This is a genomic window from Neoactinobaculum massilliense, assembly GCF_900604955.1.
Taxonomy (GTDB): Bacteria; Actinomycetota; Actinomycetes; order Actinomycetales; family Actinomycetaceae; genus Neoactinobaculum; species Neoactinobaculum massilliense.
In genome coordinates, this window is the sequence record NZ_UWPE01000001.1 from 12706 (window position 1) to 30354 (window position 17649).

The 17649-nt window shown below is 64.0% G+C and carries 16 protein-coding genes; 9 read left to right on the forward strand and 7 right to left on the reverse strand.

Annotation, left to right across the window (positions count from 1 at the left end; all coding sequences use genetic code 11):
* The first annotated feature begins 16 nt into the window (after positions 1–16).
* From EIH27_RS00045 to EIH27_RS00055, 3 genes are all read left to right on the forward strand, one after another.
* Positions 17–1378, forward strand: a complete 1362-nt coding sequence (locus EIH27_RS00045) for an FGGY family carbohydrate kinase (protein WP_124038929.1) — start codon at positions 17–19, stop codon at positions 1376–1378.
* A gap of 237 nt (positions 1379–1615) precedes the next feature.
* On the forward strand, positions 1616–3145 hold the full coding sequence (locus tag EIH27_RS00050) for an ABC transporter permease (protein ID WP_124038930.1): 1530 nt from the start codon (positions 1616–1618) through the stop codon (positions 3143–3145).
* A gap of 15 nt (positions 3146–3160) precedes the next feature.
* On the forward strand, positions 3161–4042 hold the full coding sequence (locus EIH27_RS00055) for an ABC transporter ATP-binding protein (RefSeq protein ID WP_124038931.1): 882 nt from the start codon (positions 3161–3163) through the stop codon (positions 4040–4042).
* A 98-nt stretch (positions 4043–4140) separates the two neighbouring features.
* On the opposite strand, the gene codB is transcribed toward EIH27_RS00055, so the two are convergent.
* Positions 4141–5550, reverse strand: a complete 1410-nt coding sequence (gene codB / locus EIH27_RS00060; RefSeq protein ID WP_241152900.1) for a cytosine permease — start codon at positions 5548–5550, stop codon at positions 4141–4143.
* Positions 5547–6026, reverse strand: a complete 480-nt coding sequence (locus EIH27_RS00065; RefSeq protein WP_124038932.1) for a nucleoside deaminase — start codon at positions 6024–6026, stop codon at positions 5547–5549. The genes codB and EIH27_RS00065 overlap by 4 nt, the downstream gene beginning before the upstream one ends.
* Positions 6027–6287: 261 nt before the next feature.
* Here EIH27_RS00065 and EIH27_RS00070 point away from each other — a divergent pair, with 261 nt between their 5' ends.
* From EIH27_RS00070 to EIH27_RS00090, 5 genes are all read left to right on the forward strand, one after another.
* Positions 6288–7196: a phosphoribosylaminoimidazolesuccinocarboxamide synthase gene (locus EIH27_RS00070; RefSeq protein WP_164461552.1), complete on the forward strand. Its 909-nt coding sequence runs from the start codon at positions 6288–6290 to the stop codon at positions 7194–7196.
* Positions 7197–7255: 59 nt separating this feature from the next.
* A complete protein-coding gene (gene gdhA, locus EIH27_RS00075) occupies positions 7256–8593 on the forward strand; it encodes an NADP-specific glutamate dehydrogenase (protein WP_124038934.1) in 1338 nt (445 codons plus the stop codon).
* Entirely contained in the window at positions 8594–8977 is a 384-nt protein-coding gene (locus EIH27_RS00080) for a sterol carrier family protein (RefSeq protein ID WP_241152901.1), read from the forward strand.
* A gap of 143 nt (positions 8978–9120) precedes the next feature.
* Complete coding sequence (locus EIH27_RS00085) at positions 9121–9771, forward strand: gluconokinase, GntK/IdnK-type (protein WP_124038935.1); 651 nt, start codon at positions 9121–9123, stop codon at positions 9769–9771.
* Entirely contained in the window at positions 9771–11102 is a 1332-nt protein-coding gene (locus EIH27_RS00090; RefSeq protein WP_124038936.1) for a GntT/GntP/DsdX family permease, read from the forward strand. Before EIH27_RS00085 ends, EIH27_RS00090 begins: the two co-directional genes overlap by 1 nt.
* 405 nt (positions 11103–11507) lie before the next feature.
* Here EIH27_RS00090 and EIH27_RS00095 read toward each other — a convergent pair whose 3' ends face one another.
* The 3 genes from EIH27_RS00095 to EIH27_RS00105 form a co-directional block, all read right to left on the reverse strand.
* Entirely contained in the window at positions 11508–11807 is a 300-nt protein-coding gene (locus EIH27_RS00095; protein ID WP_338133964.1) for a DUF3073 domain-containing protein, read from the reverse strand.
* 117 nt (positions 11808–11924) lie between these two features.
* The gene (locus EIH27_RS00100; RefSeq protein ID WP_124038937.1) at positions 11925–12452 is read right to left on the reverse strand and encodes a DUF3618 domain-containing protein; all 528 of its coding nucleotides are present in this window, start codon (positions 12450–12452) and stop codon (positions 11925–11927) included.
* Complete coding sequence (locus EIH27_RS00105; protein ID WP_124038938.1) at positions 12449–12937, reverse strand: phage holin family protein; 489 nt, start codon at positions 12935–12937, stop codon at positions 12449–12451. Before EIH27_RS00105 ends, EIH27_RS00100 begins: the two co-directional genes overlap by 4 nt.
* A 177-nt stretch (positions 12938–13114) precedes the next feature.
* Between EIH27_RS00105 and EIH27_RS00110 the strand changes: the two genes are divergently transcribed.
* Complete coding sequence (locus tag EIH27_RS00110) at positions 13115–13720, forward strand: metallopeptidase family protein (RefSeq protein ID WP_241152902.1); 606 nt, start codon at positions 13115–13117, stop codon at positions 13718–13720.
* Between the two features lie 176 nt (positions 13721–13896).
* Here EIH27_RS00110 and EIH27_RS00115 read toward each other — a convergent pair whose 3' ends face one another.
* Together EIH27_RS00115 and EIH27_RS00120 are read right to left on the reverse strand one after the other, a co-directional pair.
* Complete coding sequence (locus EIH27_RS00115; RefSeq protein ID WP_124038939.1) at positions 13897–14895, reverse strand: Sir2 family NAD-dependent protein deacetylase; 999 nt, start codon at positions 14893–14895, stop codon at positions 13897–13899.
* A 29-nt stretch (positions 14896–14924) separates the two neighbouring features.
* Entirely contained in the window at positions 14925–16775 is a 1851-nt protein-coding gene (locus EIH27_RS00120) for a bifunctional metallophosphatase/5'-nucleotidase (protein WP_124038940.1), read from the reverse strand.
* Positions 16776–17649: the final 874 nt, after the last annotated feature.

Below are 17649 nucleotides of genomic sequence, written 5' to 3' on the forward strand. Positions count from 1 at the left end.
TCTGAAAGGAGAAACGATGGCCGAGGATGAGTATCCGTACGTGGCGGGTGTGGACACGTCCACGCAATCCTGCAAAGTGGTGATCGTTGATCCTGCCACCGGGACAGTGGTGCGGCAGGGGCGTGCCGCCCATCCGGGTGGTACCGAGGTAGATCCAGAAGCGTGGTGGTCCGCGTTCCTCACTGCCGTCGGCCAAGCTGGCGGCCTGGCGGATGTCCACGCGCTAGCCGTCGGCGGCCAGCAGCACGGCATGGTGTGCCTGGACGCTGCCGGCCGCGTTATTAGACCCGCGCTACTGTGGAACGATACGCGTTCGGGTGGCGCAGCCCGGGATTTAATTGCGGAGCATGACGACGCCGGTGGCACCGCCTGGTGGGTAGATGCGACGGGTTCGGCTCCGGTTGCGTCACTGACGGTGACGAAACTGCGCTGGCTCGCGGAGCACGAGCGGGATAATGCTGCCCGTATTGCCGCCGTGGCGCTGCCGCATGATTGGTTATCCTGGAGAATATCCGGCAGCACGGATATTCGTGATCTCTGGACTGACCGGTCCGAGGCCTCCGGCACCGGATATTTGGCGCGTGAAGGAAATAAGGACCCGCGGCGCCCCGAATATCGGCGCGATATTCTCGCCTCGGCACTCTACATTAGACAGTCCGACGCCGAAAAAATCATTTTGCCGCGCGTGGCGGAGCCATGGGAAATCTGCAGTCACGGTGACCCGGCGCGCGGTTGGGCACACGTGGCGCTGGGACCTGGAGCGGGTGACAATGCGGCGTCGGCGCTAGGAATGAACCTCACGCCGGGCGAGGCCATGCTCTCCCTGGGTACATCGGGGGTGGTGGCCGCGGTATCCGCGCACTCCGTCATGGATCCCACGGGTGCGGTGACCGGCTTTGCCGATGCCAGCGGAAACTGGTTGCCCATGGCCACCACGCTGAACGCCTCGCGTATTACGGATGCGATGCGAAACATTCTGGGCGTGAGCTATGAAGAATATTCGAATTTAGCTCTCTCTGTGCCCGATGCCGGTGGACTCACGCTGCTGCCGTATTTTGAGGGCGAACGAACGCCGAATCTCCCGGACGCCACGGCCAGCATGTCCGGTATGACGCTGTCAAATTCCGATCCTGCCCACGTGGCACGGGCGGGGGTGGAGGGCCTCCTTACGCTCATGGCCGGTGCACTGGCGGCCGTGGAGCGGGTAACCGGCCCCATTGACCGCGTGAGTCTGCTCGGTGGCGGGGCAAAGTTGGAGGCCGTGCGGCGTCTTGCACCGAACATGCTGCACCACCGCGTCGAGATAGCGCCGGATGGTGAATATGTGGCACTGGGCGCGGCGCGGCAGGCCGAGCGTGCCTGGCAAGCGCGTGCATAACGCCGCCCACGCACTACCCGCACCGTCGTACAAGCCGTCTGCGCACTACGCGCGCCGGCGTCGTACGCGGCAGAACGGCGTCGGCGCCGCGCGCACTCGCGTCACATTCCCAAGAAATCTCCAGAAAATACGGAGGAATACTCGAGTTTTCCCCGGGGAAACCTACAGCACGGGCTCCTAATTTCAGGATTGTTGGTTCGCCGTCTCGGCGGGCACCCATTTCTGAGCAGGAGTCATATGTATTGGACGTATCTCCGTCGCGAATTAAGCGGGCGGAAGAAGCAAACGGTCATTGTGAGCATTGGGCTCGCCATCGCGGTGGCGCTGGTCATCGTGATGAGTTCGCTGGCGTCGGGGGTACGAGCGGCGCAGGCAACGTCGCTTGAATCCGTGTACGGTGTTGGCACTGATCTCACAGTGACGGGGGAACAATCCGGACCGCCTTCTGAAGGTGGGCAAAAATTCGATTTTGGATCGGGCGACGCCGAGCAGGGCTCGGACGGTAGTACGGACCTCAACCAATCGCGCCTCGAAGCCGAGGGAATGAGGGACCAGTTGGATGCGTCCACCGTGAGTACGGTCAGCAAGGTGTCCGGCGTATCCGAGGTAACCGGCGCGCTGAGCCTGCGTTCCATGACATTCTCCGGCACGATTCCGGGGGACAGTTCGACGCCGAGCGCCTCGGCTAGTGACAGCTCCACTACTGGTACCGATTCGAGTGATTCGACCGCGCAAAACGGCGGCCAGGGCAATATGCCACCGGGAGGCTTTGGCGGCGGCCAGTTCGGTATTGACTCCTTCACCGTGCTGGGCATCGAACCCGGCACCACGGATATCGGGCCCATGAGCTCCGTATCCGTTTCCAGTGGGCGCGTGCTGAAGGCCAGCGACGCGGGCAAGGACGTGGCTGTCATTGACTCCGCCTACGCGTCCAGTGCCAGCCTCTCCGTAGGTGACACGCTGAGCGTCGCGGACACCGATTTCACGGTGGTGGGTATCGTGGCGTCCAGTGATTCCAGTGCGGACACCGCGGCCAACGTGTACATCCCGCTGGATGTGGCCCAGGATCTCTCCGGTCTGGGTGACGTGGTATCCACCGTGTACGTCAAGGCGGATTCGGCCAGCTCCATCTCCACCGTGCAATCCGCCATTGAGAAGGCGGTACCGAGCGCCACCGTAAGTTCGCAGGCGGACCTCGCCTCCTCCGTGTCCGGCGCACTCAGCCAGGCCTCCTCCATGATTACGGGACTGGGCAAGTGGCTGGCGATCCTTGGATTGGTGGTGGCGGTTGGGCTCACCATTCTGTTCACGGTATCCGGTATCACCCGGCGTACACGTGAACTCGGCACCCTCAAGTCCATCGGTTGGTCCAACAGGCGCCTGGTGGGGCAGATCGCTGGAGAATCCATGGTGCGTTCGCTCATCGGTGGCGTCTGCGGCATCGTGCTGGGCCTTGCCATCATCCTCATTATCAATCTTGTTTCACCGACAATTGGCGGCGGCATGGCCGCTGCTGGTGGAGCTGCCGCTGCTGGCGGTGCCATGCCCACGGCCGGTGCGGGCGGAGGCATGCCGGGCGGCGCCGGTGGCCCCGGTGGATCCGCGGTAGCAAGCGCGGCCAGCGTGGTGCTTAACGCCCCGGTCAGCCTCAGCCTGATAGGCATTGCCCTTGGCCTTGCCGTGCTCTCGGGCCTGCTGGCCGGCGTTGTGGGAGGCTGGCGTGTCTCCCACCTCAGCCCCGCCTCCTCCCTCCGGTCCGTTAACTAGCGAATGGAAGCAACGATGAAGAACACAACGAATACCGCGGCCGGAACGCAAGCGGCAGGCGCTACGGGCGCACAGACGGCCGGCGCCCCGAATGAAACCCAACCGGCCACCGGAGTCCCGGCGGCGGGGAACCCCACCCCCGGAAGCCAAAACCAAGTGGGCGCTACGGCGTCGTCCCAAAACGGCGTGGCACCGCAGAACGGACCGGGCGCTACGGCGTCGCCGGTAACGTACCGGCTGGAACACGTGGTCAAGGAGTTCCGGCTCAAGCGCCGCGTGGTGCGTCCGCTGCGTGACGTCAACGTGACCGTGCGCCCCGGCGAATTCGTCACTATTCAGGGCGTGACGGGTGGGGGCAAGTCCACCCTGCTCCAGCTGCTCGGAGCCCTGGAACGGCCAACCTCCGGTGTGCTGGAATTCGGTGGCGTCAATCTGGCGTCGGCGCCGGATAGCCAGTTGCAGGCCATACGCGCCCGCGAAATTGGCTTCGTATTCCAGAACTTCAACCTCATCCCCACACTCACCGCGGCAGAAAATGTGGACATGGGGCTGGAGCCACTCGGTCTACCCGCTGAGGAGCGCAGGGCCCGCGTGAGTCAGGTGCTTGCCGAGCTAGGGCTGGGCGATCGCGCCGATCATCGTCCCAACGAGCTCTCCGGCGGCCAGCAGCAGCGCGTGGCCATTGCGCGCGCCATCGTTAAGCACCCGCGCGTGCTCCTCGCCGATGAGCCCACGGGCAATCTTGATGAGCGGATGCGCGACGACATCCTGGCCATCCTGCAGCACCTCAACGCGGCCGGCCTCACCCTCGTGGTGGTTACGCACGATTCGGCGGTTGCCCACCGGGCCGGCCGTCCGCTGATGCTCGTCAACGGCATGCTGCATTCGCGCGAATAGGAACAACGTCCGCGCGAATAGGAACGACGTCGTACGTGGTGCGTGAGTACTGACCCACGCACCACGTACGGGAATGCGGTGGCTAACCGGCGTCGTCCCTAGGCGCGTCCCGGCGCCAGACGCGAGGCCGCCCATGCGAGCACGGCGGCCATAAGGATCCCGTTCAGCGGGGCGATACCCCAGCCGAACTGATCAGAACACCACGCGAGTGCGGCACCCGCAAGGTACGGTACGAAGCCCTGCCAGCGCACGGCGGCGGTGAGGGTGGTGACAGGCGGCTGACCGCCGCGCCACCGTGCCAGCCAGTCCCCAATAATCACGCCGCCCAGTGGCGGGATGAAGGTGCCGAGCAGGCCAAGGTAGCCGACAATATGGTTCTGCACGCCAGTGAGCGCCAGCACCGTGCCGATTGCCGCGCCCACCACGATGAACGGGGCTTTGGACTTGTGGTTGAACATTTCGGCGCCGGCCACGCCGAACGCGTAGGCCGCATCCGCATTGGACTTCCAGAAGTTTCCGAGCAGGAAGAACAGGCCCCATCCGGCCATACCCATGGAGATGAGCAGCAGGGTGAAATCACCCTGACCGAAAGCCAGCGCAGCCACGGCGCCGAAGAACACCATGGCCCCGTTGCCCACCAGGAACCCCGCCACGCAGCCCCACGCCGCCTGCCCGCCCGTGCGCGCGAAGCGGGTCCAGTTTGCGGCCTGGCTGCCGGCGGAGGCGAACGTCCCCACAATCGCGGTGACGGCCGCGCCCCACGTCATAGAGCTCGTGGGGCTAATCCGCATCATGCCGCTCCAGCCGCCCACCTCCGCGAAGCCACGCGCGGTCAGCCACACGGCCAGGATGAGAATGAGCGGCGTGGACACCAGCGACACCCAGAACATGCCCTCGTATCCGTAAAGTGCGGTGAGCGTCATCAGCACGGAAACGATCACCATGACCGTGGCGGGCGCCCACCATCCTTTCCAACCGAACGCCTGTGCGGTCATGGTGCCCACCGTGCCCACAGCCACCCCGTACCAGCCCACCTGGGTGCCGCCCAGGAGGAGCGAGGCGAACTTGGAACCGTGCGTGCCCAGCGCGAAGCGAGACATCACCACGGTGGTAAGGCCCGTGCGTGCGCCGAGATAGCCGATGGCGGCCACGTAGGCGCCCAGCACCGCACTGCCCACGGCGAGCACAATGAGGAAATCGCGGAACGGGAACGCGGCGCCCACGGCGGCACCGGCCATGAGCGTGGGGGCGAAGATGGTGAATCCCACCAGCACCACCACAATGGAGAAACAGGACTTTCGGTAGTCCCGCGGTACCGGTGTCAGCGGGAAATCGCGGTCCAGTGGCTCGTCGTGTACCTGCCGCTTAACGCCGCGTCGCGTACGCAACTCCGCGCAGTCCTGCGTGTCCAGTTTGGCACCGCTTTGCCCGTCCAGTTCGACGTCGTCCTGCGCGGCCGGCTTCGCATCAGCCGGCGTGAGTGTGTGCTCCAGCGGGGTGGCTGTCACAGCTCGTTCTCCTCAACCCCGATGTCCTCGCTCCACAGCTGGGGCTTCTCCCGGATCATGCGCTCCATGAGAGCGATGCAGCGCGGATCCTGGCGTACGTCCAACGCCACGCCGCGCTCGCGCAGCAGATCTTCGGCCATGGAGAACGTTTTGTTCTCACCAATGACGATGCGCGGAATCTCGTAGAGCAGCACGGTTCCCGTGCACATGATGCAGGGGGAGAGTGTGGTGTAGAGCACGCTCTCCCGGTAGGTGCTGGCGCGGAGCCGGCCCGCGTTCTGGATGGCGGACGTTTCTCCGTGAAGGATGGGAGAGCCTGTTTGCACCCGGCAGTTATGGCCGGCCCCAAGGATCTTCCCATATGAAACGAGGACGGCTCCAATAGGAATGCCGCCCTCGTCCCAGCTCTGCTGGGCTTGTTCAATTGCCGCGTTGAGGAATCTCTCGTCCTCTTCTGGCGTTGGCTGCCAGGCCATCGCTGTCCTTTCTCGGGATCAATTTTGGAACGGGTCATGCGCCTTCGGCGCTTCACCCGCGCCGAACAGCGTTGGGCCGCAGAAGAGAATACGCATTCTGGACAACTTGCGTCCGGAATGTGGCGCATCACTCGTGCTGGGCCCGAGGACGTAAAATAAAGGCATGCTTATGGCGCACGCGGGGCGCGGCCCTCACCGTCGCGGCCCCGGCGCATCCAAATGCCCAGCGATGGGGCTAGGCCGAGTGGTTGGAGGAAAACCATGAGGGAGGCATGGCGTGCCGGGCTGTCCGGATGGGCCATGGTGCGCGTGGGAAAAACATGGGAAATCTACCGGCCCGTGGGCCTGGGACGTACCGGCGATCATCTGCTCATGGTGAGTACGGACCGCCTGGCGGTTTTTGATCGGGTGGTGCCCTCGCTCATCCTGGATAAGGGCGAAATCACCACGCAAATTTCGCTGTGGTGGCTGAAGCAGTTATCCGGGCTGGTCACCACGCACCTGGCCTCAATGGACGTGCCGGAGGCCGTGGCCGGGCGGGCGATCATGGCGCGTGCCCTTCGCATGATCCCGTTCCAATGCCAGGTAATGGGATACATGAACCAGGGCGCCATGTGGGAGTACCGGGAGGCCGGCACCGTGGGCGGTCAGGCACTACCCGGCGGCCTGCATCCCTCGGAACGCCTGCCTGAGCCCCTGTTCATCCCCGCCCGTAAGGGCCGGCCGGGCACACCGGACGTGCCGGTGAGTGAACGGACGTTCGCGGACGCCGTCGGAGAGGGAACCGCGGCTGCACTTCGAGACTCCTCCCTTCGTCTCTACCGCCGCGCACATGAGATTGCCGCATCCCACGGCCTGGTACTGGCGGACACCAAATTTGAGTTTGGTGTCAACGAGGAGGTGGGGGACATCGAACTGGGCGACGAGGTCATGACCCCGGATTCCTCCCACTTTTGGCTCGCCTCCGAATACCGGCCGGGCACTTCCCAGCGCTCCTTCGATAAGGAACTGGTGGGAAACTGGCTCATGGAGCAGCCCGAATGGGACGCCGGCTCCTTCACACAACCGCCGCCTTTGCCCGCCTCCGTCGTGGCCCTCACCCGTGAACGCTACGTCACCGTGTATCACATGCTGACGGGATGCCCGTGGCAACCCAGACGCGCGCGGTAACCTTTCACGCAAGTGTCAGTCATGCGAGTAATGTGCCCGCGGGCCACTGAGGAGAAATTATGGCGTATAACGTTGCAGAGCAGATTGAACGAATGAAGGCCAAGAACCCCGCCGAGCCGGAGTTTATTCAGGCCGTCAGCGAGGTGCTGGAATCCGTGGCGCCCGTGCTGGCACAGCGCCCCGATTACGAAGAGGCGGCCATTCTGGAGCGCATCACCGAGCCGGAGCGCATCATCTCCTTCCGCGTGCCGTGGGCGGATGATGCCGGGCGCATCCACGTCAACCGGGGCTACCGCGTGGAATTCAGCTCCACACTGGGGCCCTACAAGGGCGGACTGCGCTTCCATCCGGCCGTCACTCAGGGGATGCTCAAGTTCCTCGGCTTCGAACAGATCTTCAAGAACGCACTGACCGGCCAGGGTATCGGCGGCGGTAAGGGCGGGGCGGACTTCAATCCGAAGGGCCGTAGCGACGCCGAAGTGATGCGCTTCTGCCAGTCCTTCATGACGGAGCTATTCCGCCACATCGGCCCAAACACGGACGTGCCCGCGGGCGACATGGGGGTGGGTGGCCGCGAAATCGGTTACCTCTTTGGCGCCTACAAGCGCCTCGCGAATCGGTTCGACGCCGGTGTACTCACGGGGAAGCCGCTCTCGTTTGGGGGTTCCCTGGCGCGCACGCAGGCGACGGGCTACGGCGTGGTGTACTTCGCGCAGCGGATACTCGAGGAGCGTGGGGAGGCGCTGGACGGCAAGCGAGTGCTGGTGTCCGGTTCCGGCAACGTGGCGCTCTACGCGGTGGAAAAGGCCGAGCAGCTGGGCGCCACCGTGGTATCCGTCTCCGATTCCAGCGGCGCTGTGTATGACCCGGCCGGCATCGACTTCGAGTTGATCCGCCACATCAAGGAGGATCTGCGCGGGCGCGTGAGCGATTACGCGGAGCAGCGCTCCAGCGCGGAGTATTACGACGGCGCACGCCCCTGGGGCTTCGGCGGCGAAGTGGCGCTACCCTGCGCCACCCAGAACGAATTGGAAGCGGCAGACGCTCGGGCGCTCCTCAACGGCGGTGTGCAGGTGCTGGCCGAAGGTGCCAATATGCCCACCACCATCGAGGCCACCGAAATGTTGCAGGGGGCCGGCGTGGTATTCGCACCCGGCAAGGCGGCCAACGCCGGTGGTGTGGCCACCTCGGCGCTCGAGATGTCCCAGAATGCGGCGCGTAGCCGGTGGGCCTTCGAGGAGGTGGACGCCAAGCTGCACGGCATCATGGAGGATATTTATGAGCGCTGCGTAGCGGCCGCGGACACCTACGGCCACCCCGGCAACCTGGTAGTGGGCGCCAATTGCGCCGCGTTCACCGAGGTGGCCGACGCCATGATCGCCCAGGGGCTGGTGTAGGTGGCCTCCCGCAAAATCGACAGCTGGGAAGGCATGCGGCTGCTGGCGCTCGCGGCCGATGGGGCTGCGCTTGACCGCCGTCAGCTGCGCACCGCCGCCCGGTTCGGGCTGGAAGAAATTGCCGAGCGGCATCCCGGCCATTCGGTGGAGGTGCGTGTGCCCTACGCCGGTGCGGTGCAGGCCGTAGAGGGACTTTCCCACCGACGCGGTACCCCGCCGAACGTGGTGGAGCTCGATGCGGCCACGTTTGTGGCGCTCGCCGCCGGCACCACCGATTGGGCGACGGCGCGGGCCGCGGGCAAAATTGATGCCTCCGGTACCCGCGCGGATATTGGCCGTTTCTTCCCGCTGTTCGGGGCGGATGCGCTGGCCCGGTACCGGTAGCGGGCCGCCAAGTTCCTGCCGGCGGGGCGACGACGCGGTACCTACTACGGGCCGGCGCCGCGACGTCGTCGCCCCTCCCATAACTCCTTCAGGCCTGCAATAATGAGCCGGCCACGCGGCGTTGCGTGGCGCGAAGGAGGATCATGGCAGGCACGCATATCGTGCTGATGGGGGTGGCCGGCTCGGGCAAAACGACCGTGGCCGAGGCGCTCGACCGCAAGCTGGGCTGGCCCAGCGGCGAGGCGGACGCGTTTCACCCGGAGGCAAACATCGAAAAAATGAGCCGCGGCGTCGCGCTAACGGACCAGGACCGCTGGCCGTGGCTGGATCGCATCGTGGCGTGGACGGCGGAACATGATGCAGCCGGGCACTCGACAGTGGTGACCTGTTCCGCGCTCAAGCGAATCTATCGGGATCGGCTTCGCACCGCGCCCGGTACCACCGTGTTCGTGCACCTGTCCGGATCCGAAGCGCTGCTCGCGGATCGCATGGCCCACCGCGCCGGGCACTTCATGCCCACCTCGCTACTGCCCTCGCAGTTCGCCACGCTCGAACCGCTTGAGGCGGACGAGCTGGGATTCGCCGTGGACGTGACCCCCGGCGTCGATGAGATTGTGCGGCAGATCCTTGATGGGCTCGCCGCTCGTGGCATTGCTGTGGGGACGAATGCAACCGAGGCGGCAACTACGGCGTTGGAGGCGAACGGCGTCGAGCGCAACGGCGCCGGACGAAACGGCACTGAGCTCAACGGCGTCGAACTCAACAACACCATAAAGCCCGGGGAGGACGCCTAATGGCACAGCTGATTATTGCCGCCATCCTGGGCATCGCGGCCATCATCGCGCTGATCGTGTGGGCTAAAGTGCACCCGTTCATCGCCCTCATGCTGGGTTCGGCGCTCATGGCCACGGTGGCGGGCATGGGCTACAAGAACATGTTCGCCTCCTTCACCACCGGGTTTGGCAGCACCATGGCGGGCGTGGGCCTGCTGGTGGTATTCGGCGCAGTCACCGGCCGGTTCCTGGTGAGTTCCGGCGGAGCAGAAGTGATTGTCGATACCATCCTCGATCGCACCTCTCACCGTGCACTTCCGTGGGCTATCGCCGGGGCAGCGTTCATTGTGGGCATTCCGCTGTTCTTCGAGGTGGGCGTGGTGATCCTCATCCCGATCGTCATGTATGCGGCAAAACGCGCGAAGATGCCCGTCATGCTGCTGGGCATTCCCGCACTGGCGGGCCTGTCTACCCTGCATGCGTTCGTGCCGCCACACCCCGGACCGCTCGTGGCGATTCAGTCGCTGGGTGCCAATCTGGGCCTCACGCTGGGGCTCGGCCTGCTGGTAGCCATTCCCACCGTGATTGTTTCCGGGCCGCTACTGGGGCGGATCATGGCGCGGTGGGTGCCGGTCGAAGCGCACACCGACATGCTGGGCGATAGCGGCGCGGTGGTGACAACATCGAAGCCGCGGTTCGGTACGGCACTCTCCGTGGTGCTGCTTCCCGTGGTGCTCATGCTGCTGGCCACGGTGGTGGAACTCAGCGGTGCTGGGAAGAACCCGGTGGGAGCCATTCTCGTGTTCCTCGGCGAACCGCTGGTGGCCCTGCTGGTCACCACACTGGTGGCCATGTGGGTGCTGGGCTTGCGGCGCGGACTCAGCCTCAAGCACGTGTCCGACCAGGTGGGCCAGGGCATTTCCTCCATCGCCGGCGTCATCCTCATTGTGGGTGCCGGAGGCGGTTTCAAGCAGACCCTGGTGGATTCGGGGATCGCGGACACCGTGGCGCAGGGGATCGTCGGGTCGGGTATTCCCATCCTGCTGGCCGGGTGGCTGGTGGCCATGCTGGTGCGTGTATCCACGGGTTCCGCCACCGTTGCCACCATCACGGCTGCGGGCATCATGCAGCCGGTGATGACCGGGTTGCCCGCCGTGGACGTGGCCCTCGTGGTACTGGCCATCGGTGCCGGCTCGGTGTTCCTTTCCCACGTGAACGACGCCGGGTTCTGGCTCATCAAGGAGTATTTCGGACTCACCGTGGGGCAGACGTTCAAAACCTGGTCGCTTATGGAGAGCGTGCTTTCCGTCGTGGGCCTGGCCGCTGTATCGCTGGTGGGCGTGCTGGTGTAGGGCGGACGGTGCCGCGGCCACTGGGTTTGCTGAGTTGACGGTTTCCTCTTGAGTTGATGGCTAGCTTGCGGTTTGGGCCTCGATTTGGCCCCGTAGCCGGAAGTTTTGCGTCAGGTGAAGAGTTTTCCGTCAACTCAGCGGCCGGGCGGCGGGCAGGTAGTCGTGTGGCGGGCAGGTAGCGGGGACGACGACGCGGCGCGCAGGTACTAGGCGAGTGCGGCGTCGTTCGGGGCGGGGCGGTAAACCTAGGCGTGCCAACCGGACCGTAGCAAGTAACAAGTAATAAGTACCAACGGAGCAGTAGCAAGTAGGGCGCCCACTTTGGCGTCGTACTAAACCTGTGGGCGCACAAAAGAGGGGCGCATTCTGCACCCCTCTCAGCGTTGACGAACGAATCAGCTTCCGCTATTCATCCGTGGCAGGCGGAACCTCATCAGGATCGTACGTATATTCGTCATCCTCGGAATAATCCACACTATCGGAATAATCCGCGCCTTCGGAGTAGTCCGCATCGTCTTCGTGCTTGTGCTCCGAGGCGGCCTTCCGAAGTTCTCGCTCCAGTGCCTCATAGTCAGTTTCAGGTGCGTAATACTTGAGGTTACGCGCAACCTTGCGTTGCTTTGCCTTCTGACGGCCGCGGCCCATCGCCTGACCCCCTTCGTCGCGCACGGGTATTTCCCGCTCCAACAGTATAGTGTGCACCATCTTAGCCTCACGCCGGAATCGCGGCGTGAGAGCAAGCTTATGACTGTGGACACGCACGCGCGTCCACAGGCGTCAAAACGCAGCGGGACTGCGCTGTTAAAAGTATGCCCGCCGGGTCTATGAACGCAGCTTGGAAATCCCCCAGATGGCCAATCCCACAACGGCGGCCCCGGCGCCCACCAGAATGCCGCGCGCGGCTGTGTCTCCATCCTGCGCATCGGTCAGAATGTCGGAAAACTCTGCGCTGGCGGGCATGCGGGCGCCGGCCCACGTATTCTCCTGGGCACCGGCATCCTCGACGCCGCGGGCATCTTCAGCCAGATGACGGGCCTGTTCGGCTACGCTTTCGGCGCGATCGCGAGCCTGCTCAGCCTTTTCGCGGGCCTGCTCCATCATGCTTGTGGCCGCCTCGCTCGCATTGCCCATGGCCTCGCGGGCACGGTCCGTGGCCGCAGAGAACGAGGAGGCCGCCGAATCGCGCAACTTTGCGGTCGCGGACTTGACCCCGTTCGCCGCCGCCTTCACCGACGAGCGAGGATCCACGCGGTTGACCAGTTCGTTGACGGTGACCGTGAGCTCTTCACGCATGGCCTGCAGATCCCGCTCGATCTGTTCCGGTGTGCGCGTGTCCTTCTGATCGCTCAACTCTCCATTCCCTTCTTCATGGCCGCGACGTCCTCGGAGAGATGATCGCCGGGCTCTACCTTGACCGTGTTCGCCTTCTTCAACTGGGCAACGCCAATGCCGCCCAGGACGGCCATAATCACCAGCACAATCGCTGCGGTGATGAGGAAGCCCCACGCCCAGCTCCCGGTGAGGGAGGCAAAAGCAGCGGACACCGCCAGGAGCAGCAGCGTGAGCAGGTTGAAGGCCAGCACCGCAACCACGGCAAGCAGCGCACCGCCTACACCAAGCCTCTTCACCTTGATGATGATGGACGCCTTCACATAGTTCAATTCATCGCGCAGGATCGCGGAGAACTGCGCACTGACGGCCGAGATAAGCTCGCCCACCGTGCGTTTGCGGGGCGCCGTCTCACGGGCGAGGCGCTCCTCCTCGGAATTCGAGGTGGTGTATTTCGACCCCTCGTACGTGTGGCCGTCAAAGGCCGCGTGTGTGGATTCAGACATGCAATTCTTCCTTCTGCCGCAGCGGGCACCTACTATGCCATTTTGGCCGATTACGGCCAACAATGCGAACTTTTTGTTGAAACGGCTCGGTGGCCGGCCGGGTTCGCGGTGGCGTGTTGGCCGCTACGACGCCGGTCGTGGCGCAGCATGCAACTCACGGTGTGAAACCATGGGGTCATGGTGACCATGAGCGCGGAAGAGTTTGAAGATGCGGTGGGCGACGCCCTCGATCGGATCCCCGAGTACCTGACGCGGCTTATGACCAATGTGGCCATCATCGTGCAGGACGAACCCGATCCGGACATGTTGGCGGATGCGGAGGGCACCGGTGCCGTGAGCAATGAGACGGAGCCGCTTGACGGGGGCGATGCTGCAACCGGGGGTGAGGCGGACGCGCGTGGCGACGTCGTCGCTAGAGGTAGGGCGACTACGGGCGGCGGCGCGGCAACCGGAAGCAACGCGGTAACGGAGAGTGGCCCGGCAACTGAGAGCGACGCGGTAACTGAGAGCGACGCGGCAACCGAAGGCGGAACGCCGAATCCGCGCGGGCAGGTGGCGCCGGCCCGCGAACTCCTCGGTCTCTACGACGGCACCCCGCTCTCGGAGCGTGCAGACTACTCATTCACGTTCCCGGATCGTCTCTACATTTTCCAGGGGCCGCTACAGCGTTACGCGCGGGATCGCGACGACCTGGTGCACCAGATCGGCATCACCGTGGTGCATGAGGTGGGGCACTTCTTCGGTTTGGACGACGCCGAACTGCATCGGCTCGGTTGGGGGTAGCGGGGCTGGGGCGGTAGGCGCGCAAAGTGGGCGATTCGAGACGCCCGCTTTGCGCGGCAACGTGAGCTGGCTACTGGGCGCGGTATCTACCTGGTGTGGCGACGCGTGCCGGTTACCGGGCGGCATTTACCTGGCGCGGCAACGCGAGCTGGCTACTGGGCGGCGACGTGGGCAGGCTACCGAAGGTGGCGTTCGGTGCGCTCGGCGAGGGTGGGCCGATGGTGCGCGCGGCTGCGGAGGACGGATGGCGTTGCGCTGAGATGCGCTGCCAGATAAGGGAGCGCCCGCGAGGTGGACACGTTGGCGACCACCTGCGCGATGCTGTCAGCGCGGGTGGGGCCCAGGTTAATGATGACGAGTGGCTTGCCCGCCTTGTAGGCACTGCGAGCCAGTCGGTATGTGCCGCCGATGGCGAGGGAGGAGCCGGCAACCAACACGGCGTCGGCCACGTCGATCATGTGGCGGGCGGAGGCGCGATCCTCCGGTTTGACCGAACCGCCAAAGAACACCACGTCCGTGCGGAGGATGCCGCCGCAGGCCGGGCAGTCCACCACGCGGAAGCGGGCATCCGCAGCTACATCCAGATCCGCGTCCGGGGCTACCTGTCCGCGGGCCGGATTAACGTCCGCATGCGGATTAGCCGCCACTAAAAGGCGATGAATAAAGGCGCGGTCATAGTGAATGCCGCAGTTTGTGCACACCACGCGGTCAAACCGGCCGTGCAGATCCACCACGTAGTGGGAGCCGGCGCGCTCGTGGAGCCGATCCACGTTCTGGGTAATGATACCCACGGCTGCGCCCGCCTCCTCGAGTGCAGCCAGCGCGCGATGGCCGGCATTGGGTTGAGCGCGCAGCGGGGCAAGCCAGCCGCCGTGATTGCGGAGCCAGTAGTGGCGCCGGTATTCCTCGGACGCCATGAACTGCTGGAGCGTGATTTGGTGACGTGGCCGCGAACCAGGGGAACGATAGTCCGGCAGGCCGGAGTCCGTGGAGAGGCCGGCACCCGTGAGGACGGCGAACCGCTTTCCGCGCAGAAGCTGGACTACAGGATCCAGCACCGGGGCGATATCCGCCGGCTCTGGGCGCGCGGCCGATAGCGGCGGTGCGTCCACCTCTCGCAAGGTGATGCGCGGTGCTCCGCCGCCGGGAAAGTAGTCCTCGATATCGTGTGCCACGCTGCCAGCCTAATCGCGACCTCCGACATCTAACGATCCGCACGGTTTCGCCCGCGGAGGAGGGCTAGCCCAGCACCGGAGCTAACCAGGACCAGAAGCATGAGCGCGGTGGCGTCGATACCGGTGTGGGCAAGGGACTGATGCGCTTCGCTCCCAGCCGACGACGAATACGGAGCGGAGTAGTTCGGTTCCGGGACAGCAGGGGAAGCCGATGCGCCTGAGGATGCTTGAGAAGAGGGTGCGGCTGTGGACGTTGCGGTGGGCGACGACGTCGGCGCGGGAGAAGGCTGCGCAATGTGTTGCAGGTAGGCGACCAGCGCGTCAACGTCGGCACCGCCTGATCCCGCCTCAATGAGGATCGGATCGCCATAAAACGCTGTGACACCGTTGCCGCCGTTGTACACGTAATTTGTGAGCGCAAGCGTGAACGTGTCCGTATCAGTAATTGGTGTGCCGTCATCTCGGGTCAGCGAGGAGATCTTCATCCCCGGTGCGGCGTCGTGGTTATAGACAAATTTCAGGCCTGCCACCAGCGGGTAGCCGCCCGACGATCCCTTCGGATTAGAGTCCGCCGCCTGCTCGAGTGCCAACCGCAGGTGTGCACCGGTAGTACTGATCTTCATGAGCTGGTTACCGAACGGGAGCACCGCCAAGGCTTCGCGCATCGTGATGTGGCCGGCTGGCAGATCCGCGCGAAGGCCACCCGCATTGATCCAGCCGAAGTCTGCTTTGCCCTGAAGACGCAGGGCATTGGCCACGGTGGACCCCAGTGGCTGGGGGCGGCCCTGCGCCCTATCCAATACGGTGAGTCGAGTGGCAAGGCGGTTCTCCAGCTCCGTCATCCGAGAGTCCTGGAACGTGAGGAGCTTGGCGTTCGCCGGTACGGATTCATTGACGGGAAGGCTATTGACCTCAAACCGGTAGCCGGCTTCGTCGCGGTAAATAAGGACCTGCTGGACGGTTCCATAATTGCCAGCTCCGGAACTGATGATGCGGCCATCGGCGAGTTTGTTAGTGACGGCCGGTGCTCCATAGGAGTCCTCTTCTCGAAGCAGTACGTCGATACTTGAAACCTCGCTCATGACTGATTCGTATCCGGCGCGATCAATTTGAGCGAGGGCAACAATGATGTCGGCGCCCTGAGCTCTGAGACGATCTGAGGCGGCCTTCGCCGAAGATACATAGTCCTCCTGGGTCACGTCCCGCATCGCCGTGCTATTGCTGAGACTTCCTGTGAGTCCGAGGAAACCAATCCTCACGTCACCCGCATTAAGCAGTACGGCTTGGTTTTCAGTGCCATTGAATGGTTTTCCATTCGAGGTATTCGAAATGTTCGAGGCAACCCACGGGAAAGTGGAGAGGGAGACCAGCTTGTGAGTCTGATCTACGCCGTAATCGAAATCGTGGTTGCCGAAGCCGGCCACATCGGTACCTACGCGGTTGAGCGCCTTCACCATCGCCTCGCCGCGGAAGACGGCGCCGAACAGGGTGCCGCCACCCAGATCGCCACCCGAGATGGTGAGATCTGGCGTGCCCGTTGCCCGTGCCTCATTGAGGACGGTGGCGAGCCTTGCTATTCCGCCATGCTCCCCATCTTCCTGCGGCACAGGAGCAATGTCATGGACGTCCTGGAAGTAGAGCAATTGCGCCACCGGGGATTCGGTGACGGGTTCGGTGCCGTCGCCTTCGCCTGGCGGCGTGGCTGCGGTAGACGTGGCTGCGGCAGGCGTAGTCGTGGTAGACGTGGCCGTGGTAGACGTGGCTTTGGCCGACGACGAAAATCCAGTAGCGAGAATAAGCGCCGCGACGATTGCGGCGCCGGTACGTCTGATGTGCGAAAGCGGTGAATGCACGGGATCCTCCGATACATGGATAAACATAATTACGGTACGAAACCCGGGTATCTGGTGCGTAAATTCAAGGTAACCGTGAGGTATCTTCTTCCGCGTGGGTAGGGCAGAAGGCCTTGCGAGTAGATCTTTATCCCTGGCGCAGCGTAGTTACGTGCCGTACTACTGTTCCGCCAGGTTCGTTGTATGCGGTTTCGTTCTGCCTGAGTCTCTCTGGCATCTACCGGACCCTGCGACAGCGGAACGCGAGGTGGCTGGCGACGTCGTCGGCCACGTATCTAGGAAATGGCATGAATGCAGGGAATCAGATGTCTTAGCGGCGTATCGGGGCAAGCCTTAGCCTGCCGTGAGGCAGATTGAGCGGGGCTTTTTCCGGCATGCGCGGGGTCGCGGACCGGTAACCTGAAGATGTGCGGGACGGTGCAATGGGGCTCCGTCTCGTCGCCGACCAGATTCTCCTCACCGTTAGCTGGATTGTGTGCTGCGGGCGGATATCTTGTGCGCGATGGTCTGACCTATTCGCTGGAAATTGCACGTTGGTTCGGCGGAGGGACGGCGCACGCTAGTTTGACTGCTTTCCTTGCCTGCACTCGGCCATGCTGGTTTGGTGATCCATGTGGCACCGGGGCTCCGGACAATGGGGTCCGGAGTATCCCGGCTTGCCAGTGACGATTCGCAGGTGGCTAGTGCACTTCAAAGGTGACTTAAACACCCGCAAACAACACCAACCACCTACCAACCGGCAGAGCTTGGGGCCGCGACGGCCATTCACAGGTGGTTAATGCACTTCAAAGGTGACTCAAACACCTACAAACGGCACCAACCACCTACAACCGATGGGCCGGATCCTGCCGATGCCGCTTGTCCGGTCTGGATGGCCGAATATCTCCGATCGCTTGAGCAG